A 22,133-nucleotide genomic window follows, 5' to 3' on the forward strand; every position below is an offset into this window, starting at 1 on the left:
GCTTGCCGCTATCTCACGTCCCATGACGAGCGCCAGCGCACAACCCATCGGTCCGGGCGACCGGATCTTCCTGGTCGACGGCTCCTCCTTCGTCTTCCGGGCCTATTTCCAATCCATGAACCAGGACCGGAAGTACAACACCCGGGCCGACGGGCTGCCGACGGGCGCGGTCCGGCTGTTCTCCACCAAGCTGATGCAGTTCATCCGGGACGGCGCCGCGGGTGTGCGGCCGACCCACCTCGCCATTGTGTTCGACAAGTCCGAGAGTTCGCACCGGAACGAACTCTACCCCGAATACAAGGCGCATCGGCCGGAGCCGCCCTCCGAACTCGTGCCGCAATTCCGCCTGATGCGCGATGCGGTGCGGGCCTTCGGCCTGATCCCCGTGGAGCAGGCGGGGTTCGAGGCCGACGACATCATTGCGACCTATGCCTGCCAGGCCGCGCGGGCAGGCGCGGAGGCCCTCATCGTCTCGTCCGACAAGGACCTGATGCAGGTGGTCCGCGACGGCGTGACCTTCTACGATTTCGAGAGCGGCATCCCGGGCAAGCCCGGCTACCGGCCGGAGCGCCGGCTCGACCGCGACGGCGTGATCGAGAAGTTCGGCGTCCCGCCCGAACGGGTGCCGGACGTGCAGGCGCTGATCGGTGACCCCACGGACAACGTGCCGGGCGTGCCCGGGATCGGCATCAAGACCGCCGCCCAGCTCATCGGCGAATTCGGCAGCCTGGAAGCGCTGTTGGAGCGGGTGGAGGAGATCCGGCAGCCGAAGCGCCGCGAGGCGCTGATCGAGAACGCCGACAAGGCCCGTATCTCGAAGCAGCTCGTGACGCTGACCTGCGACATGGATGTGGTGGTGCCGATCGAGGAGACCCGCCTCTTCGATCTCGACGCCCGCCGTCTGCTCGGCTTCAGCAAGGCGCTCAGCCTGACGGCGCTGACTAAGCGCGTGGCCGAACTCTATGACGTCGATCCGGCCGAGGTTCCGGCCGATCCCGCCCTGTCGCGGCGCTGGGATGCGGCGGCCGGGGCCTGGCGCGACGACGGCGACGGGGGAGAGGCGGGCGAAGACGGGCCGGCCGGGGAGCTGTCCGGGGCCCCCGCTGCAGCCGGTCCGCCGGCCGCCGCACCTGCAGCCCCGCAAACCCAGCTCACGCCGCAGACCCTGGTCGCCTCCCGGCAGGCCGAGGCGTCGTCCTTTGCGTGCGACCGGGCGCGCTACGAGACGATCGCCACGGCCGACGCCCTCGATCGCTGGATCGTCGAGGCGCAGGCGCAGGGGCTCGTGGCGGTCGAGCTCGAGACGTCGTCCATCGACCCCATGCGGGCCGAGATCTACGGCATCGGCCTGGCGCTGGCGCCCGGACGCGCCGCCTATCTGCCGCTTCGGCACAGGGCCGGCGACAGCACGGGCGAGAATCTGTTCGACGCGGGCTTTCTGCCCGGCCAGCTCGCCGAGGATGCGGCGCTCGCCCGCCTGAAGCCGCTCCTGGAGGACCCGTCCGTCCTGAAAGTCGGACAGAACCTCAAGCACGACTGGCTCGCCCTGAAGCGGCGCGGCATCGTGCTCGCGCCGATCGACGACACCCAGCTCCTCTCCTACGCGCTGGATATCGGCCGCTCCGGCGTGGCCGGGCACCACCTCGAGCAGCTCGCCACCCATTACCTCGAGCATAGCTGCGTGCCCTCGGCCGAACTGCTGGGCCGCGGCCGCAAGGCCATTGGATTCGACCAGGTGCCGCTCGACCGGGCGACGGAGGTCGGGGCCGAGCGGCCGGACGTCGCGCTCCGGCTCTGGCGGCTGCTCAAGCCGCGCCTCGCGGCGGAGCGCAAGACCAGCGTCTACGAGACCCTGGAGCGCCCCATGGTGGCGACGCTCGGCCGGATGGAGGCGCGCGGCATCCTGATCGACCGCGAGATCCTGTCGCGCATGTCCGGCGACTTCGCCCAGAGCGTCGCGCGGGTCGAGGCCGAGGTGCACGAGATCGCCGGCGAGCCCTTCACCATCGGCTCGCCGAAGCAGCTCGCCGACATCCTGTTCGGCAAGTTCGGCCTGCCGGGGGCCCGCAAGACGGCCACCGGGCAGTGGTCCACGGGCGCCAGGCTGCTCGAGGATCTGGCCGAGAGTTCCGAACACCCGCTGCCCCGCAAGGTGCTGGAATGGCGCCAGCTCACCAAGCTCAAGGGCTATACGGACGCGCTGCCGACCTACATCAACCCGGAGACCGGGCGCGTCCACACGACCTACGTGCTGGCCTCCACGGCCACGGGCCGGCTGTCGTCCAACGAGCCGAACCTCCAAAACATCCCGATCCGGACGGAGGAGGGGCGCAAGATCCGCACCGCCTTCGTGCCCGCGCCCGGGCACAAGCTGATCTCGGCCGACTATTCCCAGATCGAGCTGAGGTTGCTGGCCGACATCGCCGACATCCCGCAGCTCAAACAGGCCTTCGCGGACGGGGTCGACATCCACGCAACCACCGCCTCGGAGATGTTCGGCGTTCCGGTGGACGGCATGCCGGCCGAGATCCGGCGCCGGGCCAAGGCCATCAATTTCGGCATCGTCTACGGCATCTCGTCCTTTGGGCTCGCCAATCAGCTCGGCATCCCGCGCGGCGAGGCCGGCGACTACATCAAGCGCTATTTCGAGCGCTTCCCGGGCATCCGGGCCTATATGGAGCGGACCAAGAAGCAGGTGCGCGAGACCGGGCAGGTCACCACCCTGTTCGGCCGCGCCTGCCACTACCCGGACATCTCTGCCGGCAACATGTCGGTCCGGGCCGCGGTGGAACGCCAGGCCATCAACGCGCCCATCCAGGGCAGTGCCGCCGACATCATCCGGCGCGCCATGATCCGCATGGACGACGCGCTGGCCGAGGCCCGCCTGTCCGCCCGCATGCTGCTGCAGGTGCATGACGAACTCGTGTTCGAGGTGCCGGACGACGAGGTCGACGCCACCCTGCCGGTGATCCGCCGCGTCATGGAGGATGCGCCGCATCCGGCCGTGCAGCTCGAGGTCCCGCTCGCCGTGGATGCCCGGGCCGGGCCGAACTGGGACGCCGCCCATTAGCGCGGCTCCCGCCCCGGCTCCCGGTTCCCCCGGTAAGCCTTCGCTCACTCCCGGCCGCTAGACTCTCCCGAACGATCCAGGCGGCGGGCGGCGGCGGGACCTCACCGGTTCGGCCGCCCTTCGCGCCCGCGGATGTGAGGGGATCATGATGCGTCTGCGTCTCGCCGCGACTCTGCTGGGGCTGGTGGTCCTGTCCGGCTCCGCCCTGGCCCGGGACGCCGTCCCGGCGCTGCGCGAGGGCATGCCCTATGCGGCGGCGCGGGGCCGGCTGATCGGCAAGGGCTTCCAGCCGGTCGCCTCCGGCAACCGCGACGAGGCCCGCTGCCCGGCCGGTCGGCAGGACGTCTGCAACGCCTATCCGGAAACGGTGTCCTGCTCGGGCACCGGCGCGGCTGCCTGCCGCTTCATCTTCTCCGGCAAGCGCGGCGTCACCCTGACCGTGGTGGCGGATGGCGAGGATGTCGGGCGGCTTAAGGTCGTGGCCACGCGCCGCTCCTCCGAGAAGGACGCCAAGTGGCAGCGGGCAGGCCGCTAGTCGGCGCCCGTCACGCCTGCGGCGAGGCCACCCGCCCGGCCCCGATCAGCGGGCACAGATTCGGGTGCCGGTCGCCTCGCTGACCCAGCAGGCCGGATCCTGGCGGCTCTGCCGGTGCGGCCCGGGCAGCGCCAGGTCGCGGCCCCCCAGGCGGGCAAAGGCGAAGCCCTGCCCGGGCGCGTCGACCTCCATCCGGTAGGTCGGCCTGCCGGGCGCCGAGATCCGGAAGCTGCCCTTGCGGTCGGTCACCTGGAAATCGCAGGCGTAGCGGCCCTCGTCGCTGGTTTCGCACTGGGCCGGCTTGGCTTCGGCCAGCCCGGCCGCGAGCAGCAGCCCCGCCGCGGCGAGCGTGAATGCACTTCGTGTCCTCATTGGATCTCCTCCGTCGCGGTCAGACCAGTTCAGGCGTGACGGAGAGGGTGGACCCGAGCGGGCCGAATTCTGCAAGGCCGAGCTGGCGGTAGAAGCCGGCCAGCCGTTCCGCATCCGCCTCGAACCAGCCGTGCAGCCAGGATCGGTACTGCGCCTCCGCCGCCTCCGGGGCCGCGCCCTCCTGCAGGATCGCGGCCGCGAAATGGGCCGCCATCATGCCCGACATGATTGCTTTCAGAACGCCGTGCGAGGACAGCGGGTCGAGCCGGGCCGCTGCATCGCCGACCAGGAACCAGCCCGGCCCGGCCGGCCGTTCGGCCAGGTGCCAGGTCACGTCGGCCCCGCGCGAGGGGCCGCTCGGCCGCAGCGCCGCAAAGGCGGCGGGCGTCTCGCGGCCGGGCTCGCCTCCGACCGCCAGACGGACCCAGGCATATCGGTCCGGGCCGACCCGCGCGGTCCAGAGCCAGCCGTCGGGCAGGCTCTCGAGGGCCGGGGCTTCGTCGCGCGCCGGGCAGGAGCCCTCGGCATGGCCGAAGCGGGCCAGAAGGCGGGGCGAGCGCGGTGTAAGCGGGCCGGACAGCCTGCGGTCCAGCCAGCGGGCATCGCCGCTGGCGTCCACCAGCATGCGGCAGCGCAGGGCGCCGGCATCGGTCTCCACGTCCCAGAACCCGTCTGGGCTGCGGTTCGCGCCCGTGACACGGGCCGGCTGCCGGATCTCGGCCCCGAGTTCGGCGGCGCGGGCGAGCAGAAGGCCGTGCAGGGCGGTGCGCCGCACCTGAAAGCCCCGCCAGGCGCCCCCGGCATCCGACCCGAAGGGCTCGAACCGGGCCGAGCCGTTCCAGGTGATCCAGACACCCGGATGGCGTGCGCCGACGACCGTGCCCAGCCGCCCAGCGAGGCCGAACTGGCCGAGCAGCGGCTCGATGCCCGGGTGCAGCGACTCGCCCGGCCGTTCCGTGGCCGAGCCGTCCCGCTCCACCAGGACGACCCACAGGCCCCGGCTCGCCGCCGTGATGGCGGCCGAGCCGCCGGCGGGGCCGCCGCCGACGATCAGGAGGTCGGGATGGTCGCGTCGAGGCGCCAAGGCTGATCGCCCTGCTTCAGCAGAACCTGGCTGCCGGCCACGAAGGCCAGGACAGGCTCCCGCATCTCGACCAGCACGCTGGTCATGTCGGTCGGGTGGCGCGATTCCGGCCCGGGCCGGAAGGCCTGGAAGCGGTAACGTCGCTCGCCGGAGAGCCGGGCGGACGCCGCGGTCTCGGCCGCGGCGAGTTCGGTGTCGCCTTCGGGGATGGCCCGGAACGACAGAATGGCCCAGCCGGCCTTGGCCTTCACGGCATCCACCACGGCCTGCCGGTCCTGCTCCGTCAGGGTCTCGCCCGCCTTCGGCGGCTCCGGATCACGGAGGCCGAGCGCCCAGTACAGGGCGGCGGTCGCGAGCACGCGCGCCTTGGTCTCGGGCAGGTCGACCTTGGCCAGGTGAAGCGCGGTCATGCGCTCGAGATTGCCGAGGTAGTCGACCCGGTTGATGTCGGGATAGATCGCCCGCTCCGCCCCGTTCACCGTTTCAACGCGCGGCCCGCGCACGCCGTCCCAGGGCATGAAGCGGTCGCCCTCGGCTGGCACGATGCCGAGTTCCGCGTCCGTGAGCGGAACCACCGTCGGCCAGGGGTAGTCGAAGCCCGGGCCGCGGCGCAGCGGCGAGAAGGTGCGGGAGCTGTCGGGCGCCACGGCCGGCCAGTAGCTGCCCAGCGCCGCGCAGAGCTTGACGTCCTCGACGAAGGGGGTGCCGAGGCCGAAATTCTGCATAAACGGCTGCAGCGTGTCCGGCTCGGTGTAGCGCTGGCCGAGGCTCGTGTCCCAGCCCGGATCGAACACGCCGGGCGACGCGTCCGGCAGGCCGGAATAACGGTTGGTGTTGGCGGGTCGGGTGGCGAATTCCGGCATGGCGGGCGCGTCGGAGCCGGTTCGGGCGGCGGGTTCGGCCCGGGCCCTGTGCTGCGGGACGATGGCCGTGATGGTGGTGTCGTTGATGCTGAAGCCGAGTGCCAGCGTGACGTTGCCGGCCATGCGGCGTTCGGCGAGCGAGGTCGGCGGCACCGCCCAGAGCGCGCCGCGCAGCGCCTTCGGGACCTCGGTCTGCCACCAGATGCTGAGGTCGCGCTGGCTCACATAGGGAAAGAAGTCGGGCGGCGCGACCATGCAATAGGCCGGCAGCCGGGTCCGCACGAGGCCGTCGAGTTGCGGCACCTGCACCCGGATCGCGCCGTCGCCGGCGAAGTCGATGAAGTGCTGCGCCCGGTAGCCACCCCGGGCAATGATGTCCATCAGCTCCGGGTGCCGGTTCAGATTGTCGATCTGCCCGTTCGGTCCGACCCGGTGGCGAATCGAAACGTATTCCGGCGCCGGCCGGTCCGTGGTCGGGCCGAGCCCGTGCATGTAGGACGGCGCCGTCTCGGCCCCGCCGGGCAGGATCTGGGCCGTGGAAAAGTACATCACGCCCGGCCGTTTGGCGAAGTCCGGCGGCACTTCGAAGGTGAGCCAATCGTTCTTGTAGCGGGCCCGCACGGCGAGGGGGCTCGGCTTCGGTTCCAGCACGCCGGAGCCCCAATCGGGCCGGCGCGAGAAGCTGGCGATGGCCTCGTCCCGGATCACGAACGGAAACTGGTTCAGATCCTCGCCGCGCCAGCTCGCCTCGAAGCCCTCGACCTCCAGGTAGCGGTGAAAGCGGCGCAGCTTCTCGTTCACGAGCGAGCGCGTCAGCCCGACCCGCAGGTCGAGGCCGGCCAGGCATTCGCGGCCGTCGAACAGCTTGTGCACCGGCACCCAGAAGCCGAGCTGGTCGTCGCCCTTCAGGTAGTCGCGCGGCAGGGTCTCGGCCTCGTTCCCGGCCAACCGGACGGCCAGATAGGCGGCGAAGCGCTGCGGCATCGGCCGGAAGTTGAACGGCCGTGCCGGATCGACCGGATCAAAGGCGCGCGCCCGGGCATCGTAGCGGGGCTCGATCGTGCCCATCCGGGCGAGGCCGGTGCGGGCAAAGGCCAGATCGGCGTGCCGGCCCTGCGGCGATTCCGGACCGCGCCGGTATTCCAGGCTGAACACCGCGACGGCCAGCGGGTGCTCGCCGACGCGCTGGCGGATCGCCTCGAGACTGGGCGGCGCGACGCCGTAGCAGTAGTTCTCGACCGCCTCGATCTCGGCCAGGGTCGGAAAGGCGCCGAGCGGCCGCCCGGACCCGTCCGCCACGACATCGGGCGAGGCGAGCACGTGGTAGAGGAGGCTCGCGGCCGGACTGCCCGGCTCGATGGCGCGCCGGCCCTCCGGGTGAAAGTCGCCGAGGCCGGGAAGGGTGCGGTCGATATGCCCGAGAGGTTTTGCGAATTCGGCGCGCAGGTCCCGGGCCGCGATGTCGAGCTCGCCCCCGGTCGCCGCCTGGAGAAGGCGGCGCCAGCCATGCGGGGCGAGGCGCCGGCAGGCGGCCGCGACCCCGTCCACGAGCCGGCGGGGGGGCGCCGCCGCGAGCGCCGCGTCCGGCAGGATTGCGGCCGCCAATCCAAGCCCGGACCCCTCCAGCATCCCCCGTCGCGTCAGCATGTGCTTCCCCCCTGGTTGCGCATCCTAGGAGCAAGCTTAACCGTGACGAGTGACGACATGACGCCGCAGGGCGCTGCGCCCGGTCGCCTTGAGCCCGGGCTCCGAAACGGGCACAAGGCCGGCCTTGCCGCCGGACCCGATATGCAGCGTCACGCCCCCGCTCCGGGCAGCCTCGTAGCGGCTCCGGTCGAGCCCCTTCCGCCCGCCCCCCCGCGACTGAGCGGGCGCGCCGCCGCCACCCTGTCGGTGGAGGACGTCCGCTGCCGCTTCGGCACCAAGACCGTGCTGCGGGGCGTCTCCTTCGAGGCGCCGCCGGCTGCGGTGACGTGCCTTCTCGGCCCTTCGGGGTGTGGCAAGACCACGCTGCTGCGCATCCTGGCCGGGATCGAGCGGCCGAGCGCCGGCCGCGTCATGCTGGACGGCGAGGAGGTGGCCGGTCCGGCCGTGTTCGTGCCGGCCGAGAGCCGCCGCGTCGGGCTCATGTTCCAGGATTATGCCCTGTTCCCGCACCTGACGGTGCTGGACAACGTCTTGTTCGGGCTGCGCCACCTGCCGCGCGGCGAGGCCCGGCCGGTGGCCGAGGCGGCGCTCGACCGGGTCGGGCTCGCCGGGCTCGCCGGACGGCGGCCCAGCGAATTGTCGGGCGGTGAGCAGCAGCGGGCCGCCCTGGCCCGCGCGATAGCGCCGGCGCCGCGCGCCCTGCTCTTGGACGAGCCCTTCTCGAACCTGGATCGCGGCCTGCGCGACGACCTGCGGGATTCGACCGCGGCGCTGCTGCGGGACAGCCGCATCACCGCGCTGGTCGTCACGCACGATCCCGATGAGGCCATGCAGATGGCCGATCACATCGTGCTGCTCTCGGCCGGCGAGGTGCTGGCCGCCGGCCGGGCCGAAGACCTTTATCGCCGGCCCGCCTCCCTGGCCGTGGCCCGCGCGCTGGCGGATGTGAACGAGGTCCCGGGCCGGATGGCGGGGGGCTGGATCGAAACCGGGCTCGGCCGCTTCCCGGGCCTCGGCCACCACCCCGACGGGGCGGCCGCCATCCTGGCCATCCGGCCCGAAGGCATCCGCATCGGCCCTGCGGGATCGGGGCGCCCGGGCCGCATCGCGAGCCGCGTGTTCCGTGGCGCCGCCAGTTCCGTCCGGGTGGAGATCGAGGGCCTCGACGCGCCGATCCGGGCCGTCGTCAACCGGTCTGCCGCGGCCCCCGGCGACCTCGTCTCGGTGGAGGTCGAGCCCGACAGCGCCTTTGTCTTCCTGGCGTGAGGGGCATTGCGGGCCTTGGCAGTCTGTCCAAAAGCGGCGCGGCTGGATCGACCATGGCACCGTTCCTGCCGCGTTGAACGGCTCGCCGGTCCGAAAAAGCCGCCAAGAGCGTAAATCGTCGCGGGCCTTGGCGGACTTACTCTAATTCTAAACTACGGAAATGGCTTGCTGTTCGGGCCAAAGCTTGCCATTCGGTCTGGCTATCTTGGTCGGATCCGGAGGATCAACTGTGGCTGTCCGCGGCGTTTGCCTGGTTGTGGGGTTTGCTTCGCTCTTGGCTGGAGCGATCCCGGCCGTGGCCCAGGAGGTCAATCTCTACACGACGCGCGAACCCGGCCTGATCAAGCCGTTGCTCGACGCCTTCACCCGGTCGAGCGGCATCAAGGTCAACACGGTTCTGGTCGACAAGGGACTTGCTGAGCGGGTCGCAGCGGAAGGTGAGCGCTCCCCGGCCGACGTGCTGATGACCGTGGATGTCGGCAATCTGATGGAACTGGTCGACAAGGGGCTGGCCCAGCCGGTCGCCTCGCCGGCGCTGGACGCCGCCATTCCGGCCCATCTGCGGGCGGCCGACGGCCGCTGGTACGCGCTCTCGCTGCGGGCCCGGGTGGCCTATGTCGATGCCGGCCTCGGTGATGTGCAGGCGCTGACCTACGAGGAGCTCGCCGACCCGAAATGGAAGGGCAAGATCTGCATCCGGTCGGGTCAACACCCCTACAACACCGCCCTGATCGGCGCCTACTTGGCCCGCCACGGCGAAGAGAAGACGGAGGCGTGGCTGCGCGGGCTCAAGGCCAATCTCGCCCGCAGGGCCGGAGGCGGCGACCGCGAGGTGGCGCGCGACATCAAGGCCGATCTCTGCGATCTGGGGCTGGCGAATTCCTATTACGTCGGCCTGATGCGGGGCGGGAAGGGCGGGGCCGAGCAGAAGAGCTGGGCGGACGCCATCAAGGTGGTGCTGCCGACCTTCGCGGGCGGCGGCACGCATGTGAACGTGTCCGGGGCCGTGGTCGCCCGCAACGCGCCCAACAAGGATGCCGCCGTGAAGCTGCTGGAATTCCTCGTGACCGAGGAGGCCCAGGCCATCTACGCACAGAGCAATTACGAGTACCCGGTCCGGGCCGGGGCCAAGGCGGACCCGATCATCGCGGCGCTTGGACCCCTGAATCCGGACACCACGCCGCTTCCCGAGATCGCCAAGAACCGCAAGCTCGCCAGCATGCTGGTCGACAAGGTCGGGTTCGACAACTGAGCCCGACCAGCCGGCGGGAGCCGAGCGCTCCCGCCTGATCCGCAAGGCCCTTCCGATGAGTTCCGTCGCCCTCGAAGCCGGCTCCGCCTGGGACGCCCGCGCGGCCGCGCCGCGCCGCCCGGCTCGCGGCCTGGGTCATGCCGTGTTTCTGTCGGCCGCGATTCTGGTCGCCGTGGCGCTGATCGCCCCCGTCGCCTCCCTGGCCGTCAGCGCCCTCCAGGGCTCGGCCGGGTTGTGGCCCCACCTCGTCGCCTATGTGCTGCCGCAGGCGCTGCGCGACACCGTGCTTCTGCTTCTCGGGGTGGGCCTCCTGGTTCTGGTGGTCGGGGTCGGCACCGCCTGGCTCGTGGCTGCGCACGATTTTCCCGGCCGCCGGCTGGTCGAATGGATGCTGGTCCTGCCGCTCGCGGTGCCGACCTACATCGTGGCCTATGCCTATCTCGACCTCCTGCATCCGGTCGGTCCGGTGCAGACGGGCCTTCGCCACCTGTTCGGGATCGCGAGCCCGCGCGACCTGCCGTTTCCGGAGGTCCGCTCCCTGCCGGTCTGCGCCCTGCTGATCGGCTTCGTGCTGTATCCCTACGTCTACCTGCCGGTCCGGGCCGTGTTCCTGCTCCAGGGTGCGGAGGTGCTGGAAGCCGCCCGCACCCTCGGGGCCGGCTCCGCCCGCACCTTCTGGCGGGTCGCCCTGCCGCTGGCCCGGCCGGGCATCGCGGTCGGAGCGAGCCTCGCCCTGCTGGAAGCCCTGAACGACATCGGGGCGTCGGAATTCCTGGGCGTGCGCACGCTCACGGTCTCGATCTATGCCACCTGGGTGAACCGGTCGGACCTGCCCGGCGCCGCGCAGATCGCCTTGCTGCTGCTGGTGGTGGTGCTGGCGCTGCTGGCCGCGGAGGCCTGGGGCCGTCGGCAGGGCCGCTACGTGGCCGGCCGGAGGACACCGCAGAGGCGGCCGCTCTCCGGCAGCCGGGCCGGGCTCGCGCTTCTTGCCTGCGCGGCCCCGATCACGGTCGGCTTCGTGGCGCCGGCCGGCTACCTGCTGGTCGAAGCCTCCAAGCGGGTCGCCTTTGCGGGCGTGTCGGCCGGTCTCGCCCGCGAGACGCTGAACACGGTGCTGCTCTCCGCCGGCGCCACCGTCCTGACGGTCGGGCTCGGGCTCGTCCTCGCATCGGGTGCGCGGCTCTATGCCCGGCGCGTGCCGTCGCTGTGGCTGCGGGCGGCCGGATTCGGCTACGCCCTTCCGGGCACCATCCTGGCCGTGGCGCTGCTCGGCCCGCTCGCGGGCTTCGACCGGATGCTGGCCGCCGTCACGCGCGACCTGTTCGGGGTGACGCTCGGGCTGCTGGCCGGCGGCACCGCGGTGGCGCTGATCTACGCCTATACGGTGCGGTTCCTGGCGATCTCGATCGGCGCCGCCGAAGCCGGGCTGGCCAAGCTGCCGGCCTCGCAGGACGAGGCAAGCCGCGTGCTCGGGCAGGGTACGCTCGGCACGTTCCGGCTGATCCACGTGCCCTTCGCCTGGACGGCGGTGGCGAGCGGCGCGCTGCTGGTCTTTGTGGATTGCATGAAAGAGCTGCCCGCGACGCTGCTGCTGCGGCCGCTCAACGTCGAGACCCTGGCCACGCACCTGTATGGCGAAGCGGCGCGGGGCACCTACGAGGACGGCGCCGTCGCGGCGCTGATCATCGTGCTGATCGGCCTGTTGCCGCTGACGCTGCTGTCGCGCCTCGGCCCGCGCTGAGACGCGGCGGGCCGCCGCAAGGCCGCCGGGGAGCTAGACCCGCGGGACCGGGCGGGCCGCAACCCGGGCCCGGATGGGCCGGCGCTCGACCAGGACCAACCGGGTACCGGCCGCGATGGACACGGTGTGGGGCGGCAACTTCGGCAGGTGCGGCCGCACGTCGTCCTCGGAGACGCCCATCAGCCCGGCGGCGATTTCGATCTGCGCGTCCGGATCCGACGACAGGCCCTGCGCGGCGGCCACCGCCTCGTCGATGGTCGGATATTCGCGGCGGACGCGAGGCGGCGGAAGCACCTTCTTATGCTTCGGCTTCATGTTCGAGGGCCCTTCCAGGACGATTGCTGCAATGCAGCATAGATGGGATTCGTTGTCGAGTTTCGCTATGGCATCCGGCCCCACATCACTCCAGCCGTTCGTCGTTGCGCTGCAAGGAGAGGAGCAGCGGGAAGAACGGGTCGGCGCCCAGGGCGCTGCGCCAGCGTTCGCCGAAGCGCCGGCGCTCGGCCTCGAAACGGGCCCGCCTCGCGCCTTCGTGACGGCGGGAGGCGGATTCGTGGTGCCGCAGCACCGCGCTCGGGCAGAGGAGGTTTCGCAGCCCCAGCCGACTCAGCCGCAGGCAGAAATCGACGTCGTTGAAATCGACCGCGAAGCTTTCGTCGAAGCCCCCCACCGCGTCGAAATGCGCCCGGGACACCGCCAGGCATGCGGCCGTGACGGCGGCCACCTCATGCGTCGCGAGGTCCCGGCCGAGATGGTCGCAGCTTCCCTCCGGCTGGTTGCGGCCGAAATGGCCGGCATAGCCGCCCCAGCCCAGCACCACCCCGGCATGCTGCACGCGCCCGCCCGGATAGAGCAGGCGCGCCCCGACCGCGCCCACCCCGTCCCGGACCGCGTGGCGAACGAGGTCGCGCAGCCAGAAGGGCCCGAGCACCTCCGTGTCGTTGTTGAGCAGCACCACCACGGCCGCTCGGGTCGCCGCCACGGCCCGGTTGACGATGTGGGGGAAGTTGAATTCGCCCGGCACGGCGACCACGCGGCAGTTCGGCCGCCGGCGCAACGCGTCCAGATAGTCCAGGGTCTCCGCGCTCGTGGAGCCGTTGTCGGCCACCACCACCTCGAAATCCGGATGGTCGGTGCCCTCGATCACGCTCTCCACGGCGACGCGCAGGAGGTCCAATCGGTCGCGCGTCGGGATCACGATCGCGGCCGAGTCGGACCCGCCTGAGGCGGCTCCGGTTCCGGGCGTCTGGGCGAGGCTCGGCAGGTCGCGCGCCTCGTCGCCCAGGCGGTGCACCGCCGGCCGGGGCAGATGCGCCACGCGGCCGGCGGGCAGGTGTTCGGCCGCCGCGACCAGCAGACGCCGGGCGAGGGCGGGCTCGGGCCCCTCGATCCCGGCCGCGAGCTGCCGGGCCGTGCTGACGTCCCAGAGCTGGAGGCCGGCGATCGGCGCGCCGCCGGCGACGTAATCCGGGCTCCAGTCGGGTTCGAGCCTGACGGTCGCGAGCGCGCCGGAGGGAGCCAGGAGGGCGGCGTCCGAATAGAGCAGCGCGAGCCCGGGCGTCGCCGCCCAGGCGGCCCGCAGCGACAGCACCGTCCAGGGCGGCAGCCGGTCCCCGGGCGACAGGTGTGCGACGCAGCCCGACGGGAGGTCCGCGCTCCAGGGGCCTTGCTGCCGGCCGGCCGCGGGCCTGACCGTGACCCGGTCGTCGAGCCCCAGCCGGGCCGCTGCCGCCGTCGCCGGAGCCGCGGCGGCCGGCCCGGCCGCGACCAGCACGCGCCAGAGGGGGTCCGCCTGGCCAGCAAGGGTCTCCAACGTGGACGAGAGGGGGGCGGTCGCGCCCCCGGGCCAGTGGAGCAGGAAGGCGATCTCCGGGGCCGCCTCCGGCGCGGCCGGGCGGTCGAAGCGGTCCGGCTCGGGCGGGCGCGAGCGCCGGTCGGCAAAGGCCTGAACCCGCGACAGCGGCTCCTGCAGCAGCCCGGCCCGGACCGCGTTGACGCGTCCTCGCCGGGTGCGGACCAGCCCGGGAACGGCCTCCTTCAGAAGGGCGGCCGGGCTTCGGGCAAGCAGACGCAGCCGCATCTGCCACGGCGCCAGGCTCCGGGCCCGCTCCATCCGGAACAGGGCCGCGTCGGGCAGGTCGGCCAGGATCTCGTAGCGGACGAGCCGATCCGGCATGAGCCCGAGCCAGCGCGCCTGGCCGAACACCGCGGCCGGCATGATCCAGTCCAACGCCTTGCCGTCGGCCAGCCAGGCCCGGAACAGCGGCCGGACGGGGTGCGACGCGAAGCTCTGCGCGTAGTGCAGCTCGAGCCAGCGGCCCCGCAGCCGCTCCACGTCCGACGAGCCGGCGACGCTCAGCATGCGGGCGGCACGTACCCGCCAGGGCCGGCGCCGGCCAAGGGGCCGCTCAGGGGTCGAGCGCCTCTTCGTCGCAGATCACCTGGCCGACCTGGGAGGCCTGCTGCTGCAAGTCGAGCGGGGCGGCATGCCGGACGGGCGCCGCACCCTCCGCATGGCGCAGGAAGAGCCGCATGACGTGGCGCAGGCCGGCCTCGTTGATGGAGCGCAGGTTCTCGCCGAAATACCGGGCCATCGTCGAGGGGGCGGTCGCGACCTCGTAGGAGGGAAAGTAGAACACGTTCGGCCGCGCGCGGCAGACCTCGTCCGCCACGACCCGAAGCGCGGATTTCGTGTAGCTGTTCGAAACCAGCACGTGCCGGTCCTCCACCGTGGCGATGATCGGGATGGGCGACACCGTCAGCACGACCCGGCTTGCCGGGTTCAGCTCCCGCAGCCCGTCCAGAAAGGCCAGCATGTCCTCCGTCATCGACGCCACCGTGCCGTTCACCGGCCCGTAGCGGTCCCGGTCCCATTCGCCCCCCATCACGCCGGGCGGCACCGGCAGGGCGGCGCCATCCTGACGGTCGATCCAGCCCTCGGTGAGCCCGAAGGTGAACACCAGGGTGTCCAGGGTGCGCCAGAGCTCGCGCACGCAGGCGAGGTGAAAGTCCCGCGCCGCCGCGACCTCCTCCTCCGTCGCGAACCCGTCCGGCTCCATCGAGGGCCGGAACGGATCCACGTAGCGGCCGTCCTCGCGCCGCCACGCGACCAGAGCGGGCTTGAAGGTGCCGACGGAACGCTGGAAAAGCTGCAGGAGATGCCGGGTCGTGTAGACGTTGCCGTAGCGCGCCGAGAACCGGGTCTCCGCCTCCTGCCGGGTCCGGTCCGCCCGGGCGGGCGGCGCTTCGGTGACGTGGTAGGTGTATCCCGCCTCCTGCAGCACCCGGGCGACCTCCTGGGCGAAGCAGCTCCCGGCCGTGGCGATCTTCTCGTGCCGCGTGAGCTGAAACGCCTCGGGTCGGGTCGGGTCCAGGGCGAAGGGCGGCACGCCGGCCACCGCCTTGCGCCAGTAGCGCTCGGCCGGTAGCGTCGCATAGGGGTGGTCCGCCATACGTTCTCTCCACATCGCGCATTCCGCGACAGCCTCCCTCGCGAAGCGTCTTACCGGCCTCCTCGCCGGCCGGCCAGCAGCCCGATCTTCAGGCGGCGCCGCCCGCTCGCCTCATATCGCGGTGGTCGGGCATTGCCAGGGCTCGGCCGTGGCGCAGGCCTTGCGCGTTCTCCTGCCGGATGCGGAGGTGAGGTACCGCTCGCTCTACGGAATGCGGGACAGGCGCGCCGGTATCCAGGCCTTCCTGCGGCAGAACGCGGCGGCCGATGCCGTCTTCGCCTCCGAACTCGCGCAGGGCGACCTGCCCGAGGACGCGCGCGCCCACCTCATGCCAACGGTCCTGTTCGCGGCTTTCCACCCCGACCTCGTCTATGTCGGCGACGCGGCAGGCCCGGCCGGCCGGCACGTGCCCTCGCCGGTGGGAAGCTACCATTCCGCGCTCGCCCTCTACGGTTTTCGGCGCGGCCTGTCGGCCGAGGACACGCTGAAGCTCTTCTGCGAGCCGGTCTACCGGCATGTCGGCTACCTGGACGCCTGGGAAGCGGCGACCGGGACGCAGCTTCGGCTGGCCCGGGAGGTGGGTTGGGATTTCGGGCCGTTGCTGGCGCGCTGGTCACGCCGCGGGGCGTTCATGCATTCGGTCAATCACCCGCGCATGTTCGTCGCCGCCGACCTCGCCCGCGCCCTTCTCGATCGGGCCGCCATCCCGTTCGTTGATTTCGACATCGAGCCCTTTCTCCATGACGAGTTGCTCGCCCAGGGCTCCTGGCCGGTCTATCCGGAGATCGGGCGGGTCTACGGCCTCTCTGGGGGCTACAGCTTCCTGCCGCGCTCGCGCCGGGGCAGCAGGCGACCGCAGCCGATGACGCTCGGCCGGTTCGTGGCCGAGAGCTTCGCGCTCTACCGGCAGCGGCGGAGCGCCGAGCTGAGCTGCCCCCGGGTCGAGACCTGGCTCGCCGAAGCGGCCCTCCCGGGGGACCTCGGCGAACTCGCCGGCGTGCCGAACCCCCGCTAGGCCATGTTGTTGCGGATCACGGCTGCGAGGCCGCACAGCACCGCCCAGCCCACGAGACCCGCCACCACCGTGCCGGCAATCATCCAGGCCCGGCGCGGATAGCGCGGCAGCTCCGCCGGAACCGGCTTCACGAAGCTCGTCAGGTAGATCTGCTTCGACAGGCTGGCCGCGCGTGCTCGCTCCAAGGCCGAGGTGGCGCTGGTGTACTGGGCCTCCGCCACCTGCCGTTCCAGGTTGGTGGTGGCGAGCCGGGTCATGGAGGCCGAGAGGGTCGGGCCCTCGGCCGACGCGGTGCGCGTGAGTTCGCCCTGCAACTGCTCGATCTGGCGTTCGGCGGCCTGGATCTGCAGGCGCAGGTTGCGCATCTGCGGCGCGTCGGCCGAGATCGTGCCCTTGCTGGCGTTGTACTGCGCCTGGAGCTGCAGGAGCTGCGTCCGCACGGCGGCGAAGACCAGCCCGGCCTTGTTCGTTTCGGCGGTGGCGTCGAGCATGCCCTCCTGGTTGCGGACGACCTCCAGCGCGCCCCGCACCGCCGCGAGCCGCTTCGCCGCGAGCTCGTGCTCGCGCGTGGCGTGCTCCAGGGCTTCGCGGCGGCTGCGCTCGTTCATGTCGTTGATCAGTTGTTCGCTGGCCGCCACCACAGCGTTCGCCAGCCGCACCGCGTCGTCCGGCGTGAAGGCCCGGACCTCGAGCTCCACGATGCCGCCCGGCATCCGGATGTTGGCTGCCGACATGCGGCGCCAGTAGCGCGCGATCCGCTCGATCGGCATGTCCGGGTCCAGCCGGGAGAAGTAATCCGCCTCGGGATGGGCAAAGACCTCCTTCAGGTTCGCCGTCGCGATCAGGTGATCCACCAGAGTCCGGCTTGCCACGTAGTTGGTGACGACCTGCGTGTCCTGGATGATCTGCACGGACGGCACGCCCGTCATCGCCGTGAGGGCGTCCAGGCCTGCCGTGACGCCGCTCCGCACGGCGAAACGGGCCTCGGCCACGTATTGGTTCGAGGCCCAGAGGCCGTAATAGACGACGGCGCAGGTGCTCGGGATCGCCACGGCCAGGAGGAAGGTCGCGATCACGAAGAGCCGGACGAACCGCTGGCCCCGCCGCGCCCGGAAGCCGTCCGAGGCGCCGCGGCGGCCGGACGAGAAGCGCAGGATGCGGGCCGCCTCCGACAGCTGGCGCGAGACGAACTGCGCCCGCTGCTGCGGCGTGAGCGGCCCGGGCGGCGTGATGATCGGTTCCGCGCTCATCGGCTTCTGCGACCCTTCCTTCGGTCCCGCCTGCAATCCGGCGTCACCGGTTCAGCCGGCTGTACATCTCGACGGCCTGATCCACGTCCTCGAACATGAGAATGCGGCCATCCACCAGCACCGCCCCGCGCGTACAATACTGCTTCACCGTGGCGACCGAATGGGAGACCACGATCAGATCGGTGTTCTCGCGGCGCCGGCGGAAGACCTCCTCGCAGCGAGCCGCGAAGCGCTCGTCGCCCACCGCCGTGAGCTCGTCGATCAGGTAGCAATCGAACTCGATGGCCATGGACAGGCCGAAGGCCACCCGGGCGCCCATGCCGGACGAATAGGTCTTCATCGGGGCGTCCATGTACTCGCCGATCTCGGCGAAATCCTCGACGAAGCGCGAGACGCGCTGCGGGTCCTCGCCGTAGATCCGGGCCACGAAATGCAGGTTCTCGCGGGCCGACATCAGCGGGTGGAAGCCGACCCCGAAGCCGAGCGGCCATGACACCCGGGCCGTGCGCCGCACCCGGCCGGAATTCGGCAATTCGGTTCCAGCGATGATCCTGAGCGTGGTCGATTTGCCGGCGCCGTTGACGCCGAGCAGGCCGTAGCTCCAGCCCGCCTGGAAGGTGGCCGAGACGTGGTCGAGCACAATCCGGCGCGTCCGCTCGGTCTTGTAGAACTTGAAGACGTTCGAGAGCTGGATCATGGCTCGGTGGCGACGGCCCGTGATGCCGAGCCTGGGGCTGCCCGAACTGTCCGGGGCCCCGGCTTCGGGACGAGAGCCCCTGCCCAGCTTTCGTGGCTCTTTCAAGACGGGCCCGGCGGATCCCCGCCCGGGCCGCTGGCTTCCGGCCGGCGGAGCGCCTAGATAGCGCGCTCCCTCCGGATCGAGCCGCTTCGCCAATGATCCCGCCCATCGCTGTTTCGCGCCCGAGCCTCTCGGGCGAGCCGACTTGGCCGGGACCCGGCTCGCCGTCGGACCGCTGACCGGCCCGGGAGGCGGTCACCCAACCCATGCTGTTCAGCGTCCAAGCCGATACGGGATCTGCGATCACCGGCTACCTCGTGCCGGACAGCCACTCGGCCCGTACCAGTGTGGTGGTGTCGAGCGACGGCGTGGAACTCCTCCGGATGGAGACGGCGGAGAGCCGCGACGCGCTTGTGCAGGCGGGGCGCCACGATACGGGGCTGTGCGGCTTCACGGTGGACGAGGGCGTCGTGCCGGGCCTCGCGGGGCTCGCCGATGTCGAACTCCGGGAGGCCGAAAGCGGCATCCTGATCTACCGCCGCTGCCCGCCCGAGGCCGTTCTCGAAAAGAAGCTGTTCCGGCTCGAGACCAACCTGTTGCCGCTGGCCAAGCTCGACCGGGCCATCCGGCCGGCCTTCCGGTTCCACTATCCCAGCATCGACCGGCACGGCCTCGAAACCACGCAGCAGATCTTCCTGCTCGAGAACCACGGCTCGCTCTATGCTAGCGGCCGCGTGACGCTCCGGTCCTATGAGGGCTACCTCGAGAAGGGCTATGCCTCGATCGCTCTGATTCAGGAGCCCTTCGACGAACTGGCCGAGCGCATTCTTGTGCTGCGGCTCATCGGGCAGGGGTTCAGCAGCTTCCTGGGGCCGCGGGACGCTTCGCTATTCGAGACCGCTGTGGCCCTCGCGACCGAGCTTCCGATCGATGGGAGCCCCAAGGACATGCGCCGCGCCCTGCGGGGCATGCCGGAAAGTGCCGCCAACGCCCTGTCCAACCCGCTTGCCCGGCAGCTCACCACCCGGTCCCCCGGGGAGCAGCTGACCAGGACAGCCGTCAGCGCGAGCCTGACGGCGCTCGCCTCCTTCGAGCTGATTGGGCTGCGTGACCGCGCCGACGCTTTCGTCGAGACCCTGGCCGACATGCTCGCGATCGAGACGGACGCCCTGCCGGCCCTCGAGCCGATCGGGGCCGTGAAGCAGCTCGGTCAGCTGCTTCGGCAATGCCCGCCCGCCGAACTCCTGCTGGAACACGACCTCGCGTTGTATGAGCAGGTGCGAGGCGCCTTCAAAAAGTCCGGAATCGAGCCGTAGATGTCGTCCTCAACCGAGCGAGCGGGACGAACCGGCCGCCCGGTCTTTCTGGCTGGGTTGATGGCTGATTTGAGATCGCAGACAGCTTCTGACCGCGTCCTGGATGTCACCGGAGAGGTCATCGGACCGGCACCGGCCTCAGGCGGCCTGGTGGAACGGGGAGCAAGTGCGGCCCGGAGCGCGGCAGCCCGTCTGAGGGCCGGCAACCTGTTCCGGAACCGCCAGCAGGCGGTGGACGCGAAGGTCACCTACCTGCCGAGCGAGGACGTTCCGCAGCGCGAGCTGCCGATCCGCCGCATCACGTTCCTGGCCTTCGTCGTGCTGCCAGCCTTGCTGTCGCTGCTCTATTTTACCCTGCTGGCCACCGATCAGTACACGGCCGAGATGCGCTTCGTGATCCGTCAGGGCGGGCAGGACGGGATCCGGTCCCTGCTGTCGGGGAGCACCGGGGGCGGGGGCGCGGCCAATGTCGGCGCCATGATGTCGTCGCTCGGCGGGGGCTCCTCGGCCAGCACGGCGACCGAGGACGGTCACATCGTCACGAGCTACATCCACAGCCGGGCGATGATCGACGACATCAGCAAGACCGTGGGCCTGCGGGAGCTCTTCGCCCGGCCTGAAATCGATTTCTATGCCAGGTTGCGGGATAACACCTCGGCGGACGACCTGCTCGCCTACTGGAACACGATGGTCGGCACGGGCATCGACGCGACCTCCGGGATCATCACCGTCACCGTGCGGGCCTTCCGTCCCGAAGACGCTGTTCTGGTGGCCAAGGCTATCCAGGACCTGTGCGAGAAGCTGATCAACGAGATTTCCGGGCGGGCGCGGCAGGACGCGCTCCGGCGTGCCACCGAGGAGGTGGCCCGGGCCCAGGCGATGATGACGGCGGCCATCGGCGAGATGGAGCGCTACCGCAACGAAGAGGGCATGATCGACCCGGTCCAGACCGCGACCGAGACCGGCAAGCTGCTGACCAAGGTGCTGACCGACCAACTCGCGGCAGAGGGCCAGCTCTTTGTCGCGTCCCGCTCGCTGGAGGCGGATTCGCCGACCGTCCGCAATCTGCGCAGCCGCGTCGACACGCTGCGGGCGCAGACCGCAGCGTTGCGGTCGCAACTGGCCGGCAACAGCGCCGAGAACCGCAACGTGGCTGGGGCGCTGGTCAAGTTCGAAGAGATCATGGTCAAGCAGAAGGTGGCCGAGAGCCTGTACTCGATGGCCGAATCCGGCCTCGACCGCGCGCGCCGGACGGCCGAGGCCCGTTCGACCTACCTGACCCCCTTCGTGCCGCCGAGCCTGCCGGAGGATCCGAGCTATCCGAAGCGCCTTCTCTTCCCGCTCGCCATCGGCGTGATCTGCCTGGTTCTGTGGAGCATCGTCACCCTGATCTGTGCCTCGGTGCAGGACCACCGACTGCGCTGAGCCAGCCCGTGACCCCGGCTTGGCTGGGCAGCCTGCCGCGATCGCAGACGGCCCGCGGCATCGGGCTGATGCTGCTCGGCATTCTGATCTTTTCGCTGAACGACGTGCTGGGGAAGTGGCTGGTCGCGACCTATTCGGTCGGGCAGGTGCTGCTGTTTCGGAGCCTGGCGGCGCTGCTGCTGCTCCTGCCCTTCCTGGTCCGGGCCGGCGCCTGGCGGATCACGGCCGGCGGGCGGCCGGGGTTGCAGGCCTTGCGGGCCGTGCTGTCCACCGCCGAGGTGCTGCTGTTCTACTGGGCGGTGGTGTACCTGCCGCTCGCGGACGCCATGACGTTCTGGCTCGCCGCCCCGATCTATGTCGCCGCGCTGTCGCCCGTGCTGCTGGGCGACCGCATCGGCTGGCGCCGGTGGGCGGCGATCGGGGTCGGTTTCGGCGGTGTGCTCGTGGCCCTGCAGCCGTCGGCCGCGACCCTGACCTGGCCGGCTGCCATCGCAATGGCCGGCAGCGTGGCCTTTGCCCTGATGATGGTGACGGGCCGCCTCCTCAAGGACGTGCCGGACGTGACACTGGTGTTCTGGCAGACGGCGGGAGCTCTGGCAGCCGGAATCGTCACGGCGCCGCTCGGCTGGGTGACCCCGACGGGGCCCGACCTCGCTTTGCTGTCGCTGCTTGGCGTCGTGGCGCTGGCCGCGCATCTGTGCGTGAACCGCTCCCTCAAGCTTGCCGATGCCGCCACCGTGACGCCGTTCCAATACACGCTGCTGCTCTGGGCCGTGCTGTTCGGGTTCGTGGTGTTCGGGGACGTGCCGCGTCCGTCCATGCTCGTCGGGGCCGCGGTCATCGTGCTGGCCGGCCTCTTCATCCTGTTCCGGGAGAGCCGGCGTCGCGCGCCGTCGCCCCCGGTGGCGACCGGACTCTGATCCGGCTCCGCCTGCCGCCCTGGCGGGACGGCGGGAGCCCGCGCCGGCCCCGCCCGCCTTCACAATGTGTCCGCAATCAAACAAATGGCCGCGAAGATCAGGCGCGCGGCACCGCCCCCCATGGGCGAAGTCAGCTCAAGCTGTCCTGAGATGTGCTGCGCACATGGCTCGTCCAATCGGCGTCCG

The 22,133-nt window shown here is 71.2% G+C and carries 17 protein-coding genes; 9 read left to right on the top strand and 8 right to left on the bottom strand.

Annotated features, from left to right (window positions below; all coding sequences use genetic code 11):
- Positions 1–22 precede the first annotated feature (22 nt).
- Positions 23–3,070: a DNA polymerase I gene (gene polA, locus JWR86_RS06855; protein WP_299562652.1), complete on the top strand. Its 3,048-nt coding sequence runs from the start codon at positions 23–25 to the stop codon at positions 3,068–3,070.
- Positions 3,071–3,215: 145 nt separating this feature from the next.
- The gene (locus tag JWR86_RS06860; protein ID WP_299562655.1) at positions 3,216–3,605 is read left to right on the top strand and encodes a hypothetical protein; all 390 of its coding nucleotides are present in this window, start codon (positions 3,216–3,218) and stop codon (positions 3,603–3,605) included.
- A 45-nt stretch (positions 3,606–3,650) separates the two neighbouring features.
- On the opposite strand, the gene JWR86_RS06865 is transcribed toward JWR86_RS06860, so the two are convergent.
- From JWR86_RS06865 to JWR86_RS06875, 3 genes are read right to left on the bottom strand one after another with little or no spacing between them, the layout of a single operon-like run.
- Complete coding sequence (locus tag JWR86_RS06865; RefSeq protein ID WP_299562658.1) at positions 3,651–3,977, bottom strand: hypothetical protein; 327 nt, start codon at positions 3,975–3,977, stop codon at positions 3,651–3,653.
- A gap of 19 nt (positions 3,978–3,996) precedes the next feature.
- On the bottom strand, positions 3,997–5,061 hold the full coding sequence (locus JWR86_RS06870; protein ID WP_299562661.1) for an FAD-dependent monooxygenase: 1,065 nt from the start codon (positions 5,059–5,061) through the stop codon (positions 3,997–3,999).
- Positions 5,028–7,571, bottom strand: a complete 2,544-nt coding sequence (locus JWR86_RS06875) for a hypothetical protein (RefSeq protein ID WP_299562664.1) — start codon at positions 7,569–7,571, stop codon at positions 5,028–5,030. The genes JWR86_RS06870 and JWR86_RS06875 overlap by 34 nt, the downstream gene beginning before the upstream one ends.
- A gap of 141 nt (positions 7,572–7,712) precedes the next feature.
- Here JWR86_RS06875 and JWR86_RS06880 point away from each other — a divergent pair, with 141 nt between their 5' ends.
- From JWR86_RS06880 to JWR86_RS06890, 3 genes are all read left to right on the top strand, one after another.
- Positions 7,713–8,837 carry an ABC transporter ATP-binding protein gene (locus tag JWR86_RS06880; protein WP_299562667.1) on the top strand — a complete coding sequence of 375 codons (1,125 nt, stop codon included), beginning with the start codon at positions 7,713–7,715 and terminating at the stop codon, positions 8,835–8,837.
- A 250-nt stretch (positions 8,838–9,087) separates the two neighbouring features.
- The gene (locus tag JWR86_RS06885; protein ID WP_299562725.1) at positions 9,088–10,089 is read left to right on the top strand and encodes an extracellular solute-binding protein; all 1,002 of its coding nucleotides are present in this window, start codon (positions 9,088–9,090) and stop codon (positions 10,087–10,089) included.
- 55 nt (positions 10,090–10,144) lie between these two features.
- Positions 10,145–11,830, top strand: a complete 1,686-nt coding sequence (locus JWR86_RS06890) for an iron ABC transporter permease (protein WP_299562670.1) — start codon at positions 10,145–10,147, stop codon at positions 11,828–11,830.
- 33 nt (positions 11,831–11,863) lie between these two features.
- On the opposite strand, the gene JWR86_RS06895 is transcribed toward JWR86_RS06890, so the two are convergent.
- The 3 genes from JWR86_RS06895 to JWR86_RS06905 all read right to left on the bottom strand — a co-directional run bounded on the left by JWR86_RS06895 (position 11,864) and on the right by JWR86_RS06905 (position 15,297).
- Positions 11,864–12,145 carry a hypothetical protein gene (locus tag JWR86_RS06895; RefSeq protein WP_299562728.1) on the bottom strand — a complete coding sequence of 94 codons (282 nt, stop codon included), beginning with the start codon at positions 12,143–12,145 and terminating at the stop codon, positions 11,864–11,866.
- Between the two features lie 85 nt (positions 12,146–12,230).
- A complete protein-coding gene (locus JWR86_RS06900; protein WP_299562673.1) occupies positions 12,231–14,192 on the bottom strand; it encodes a glycosyltransferase in 1,962 nt (653 codons plus the stop codon).
- A gap of 46 nt (positions 14,193–14,238) precedes the next feature.
- The gene (locus JWR86_RS06905; RefSeq protein WP_299562676.1) at positions 14,239–15,297 is read right to left on the bottom strand and encodes a GSCFA domain-containing protein; all 1,059 of its coding nucleotides are present in this window, start codon (positions 15,295–15,297) and stop codon (positions 14,239–14,241) included.
- Between the two features lie 106 nt (positions 15,298–15,403).
- Between JWR86_RS06905 and JWR86_RS06910 the strand changes: the two genes are divergently transcribed.
- Positions 15,404–16,297, top strand: a complete 894-nt coding sequence (locus JWR86_RS06910) for a WcbI family polysaccharide biosynthesis putative acetyltransferase (RefSeq protein ID WP_299562679.1) — start codon at positions 15,404–15,406, stop codon at positions 16,295–16,297.
- On the opposite strand, the gene JWR86_RS06915 is transcribed toward JWR86_RS06910, so the two are convergent.
- The gene (locus JWR86_RS06915) at positions 16,294–17,547 is read right to left on the bottom strand and encodes a lipopolysaccharide biosynthesis protein (protein WP_299562682.1); all 1,254 of its coding nucleotides are present in this window, start codon (positions 17,545–17,547) and stop codon (positions 16,294–16,296) included. The genes JWR86_RS06910 and JWR86_RS06915 overlap by 4 nt on opposite strands.
- 43 nt (positions 17,548–17,590) lie before the next feature.
- On the bottom strand, positions 17,591–18,244 hold the full coding sequence (locus JWR86_RS06920; RefSeq protein ID WP_299562685.1) for an ABC transporter ATP-binding protein: 654 nt from the start codon (positions 18,242–18,244) through the stop codon (positions 17,591–17,593).
- Between the two features lie 308 nt (positions 18,245–18,552).
- Here JWR86_RS06920 and JWR86_RS06925 point away from each other — a divergent pair, with 308 nt between their 5' ends.
- The 3 genes from JWR86_RS06925 (at position 18,553) to JWR86_RS06935 (ending at position 21,947) form a co-directional block, all read left to right on the top strand.
- Complete coding sequence (locus JWR86_RS06925; RefSeq protein ID WP_299562688.1) at positions 18,553–19,602, top strand: hypothetical protein; 1,050 nt, start codon at positions 18,553–18,555, stop codon at positions 19,600–19,602.
- A 150-nt stretch (positions 19,603–19,752) separates the two neighbouring features.
- Positions 19,753–21,027 carry a capsule biosynthesis protein gene (locus tag JWR86_RS06930; protein ID WP_299562690.1) on the top strand — a complete coding sequence of 425 codons (1,275 nt, stop codon included), beginning with the start codon at positions 19,753–19,755 and terminating at the stop codon, positions 21,025–21,027.
- Between the two features lie 8 nt (positions 21,028–21,035).
- On the top strand, positions 21,036–21,947 hold the full coding sequence (locus tag JWR86_RS06935; RefSeq protein WP_299562693.1) for a DMT family transporter: 912 nt from the start codon (positions 21,036–21,038) through the stop codon (positions 21,945–21,947).
- The last annotated feature ends 186 nt before the right edge of the window (positions 21,948–22,133 follow it).

Origin of the sequence: Enterovirga sp. (assembly GCF_028290205.1) — a bacterium.
Lineage (GTDB): Bacteria > Pseudomonadota > Alphaproteobacteria > Rhizobiales > Beijerinckiaceae > Enterovirga.

Excerpts from the sequence above, each read along its gene's own strand:
- polA (WP_299562652.1), top strand. The coding sequence starts at position 23 with ATGACGAGCGCCAGCGCACAACCCATCGGTCCGGGCGACCGGATCTTC.
- JWR86_RS06860 (WP_299562655.1), top strand. The coding sequence starts at position 3,216 with ATGATGCGTCTGCGTCTCGCCGCGACTCTGCTGGGGCTGGTGGTCCTG.
- JWR86_RS06865 (WP_299562658.1), bottom strand. The coding sequence starts at position 3,977 with ATGAGGACACGAAGTGCATTCACGCTCGCCGCGGCGGGGCTGCTGCTC.
- JWR86_RS06875 (WP_299562664.1), bottom strand. The coding sequence starts at position 7,571 with ATGCTGACGCGACGGGGGATGCTGGAGGGGTCCGGGCTTGGATTGGCG.
- JWR86_RS06880 (WP_299562667.1), top strand. The coding sequence starts at position 7,713 with ATGCAGCGTCACGCCCCCGCTCCGGGCAGCCTCGTAGCGGCTCCGGTC.
- JWR86_RS06890 (WP_299562670.1), top strand. The coding sequence starts at position 10,145 with ATGAGTTCCGTCGCCCTCGAAGCCGGCTCCGCCTGGGACGCCCGCGCG.
- JWR86_RS06895 (WP_299562728.1), bottom strand. The coding sequence starts at position 12,145 with ATGAAGCCGAAGCATAAGAAGGTGCTTCCGCCGCCTCGCGTCCGCCGC.
- JWR86_RS06900 (WP_299562673.1), bottom strand. The coding sequence starts at position 14,192 with ATGCTGAGCGTCGCCGGCTCGTCGGACGTGGAGCGGCTGCGGGGCCGC.
- JWR86_RS06905 (WP_299562676.1), bottom strand. The coding sequence starts at position 15,297 with ATGTGGAGAGAACGTATGGCGGACCACCCCTATGCGACGCTACCGGCC.
- JWR86_RS06915 (WP_299562682.1), bottom strand. The coding sequence starts at position 17,547 with ATGAGCGCGGAACCGATCATCACGCCGCCCGGGCCGCTCACGCCGCAG.
- JWR86_RS06920 (WP_299562685.1), bottom strand. The coding sequence starts at position 18,244 with ATGATCCAGCTCTCGAACGTCTTCAAGTTCTACAAGACCGAGCGGACG.
- JWR86_RS06925 (WP_299562688.1), top strand. The coding sequence starts at position 18,553 with ATGCTGTTCAGCGTCCAAGCCGATACGGGATCTGCGATCACCGGCTAC.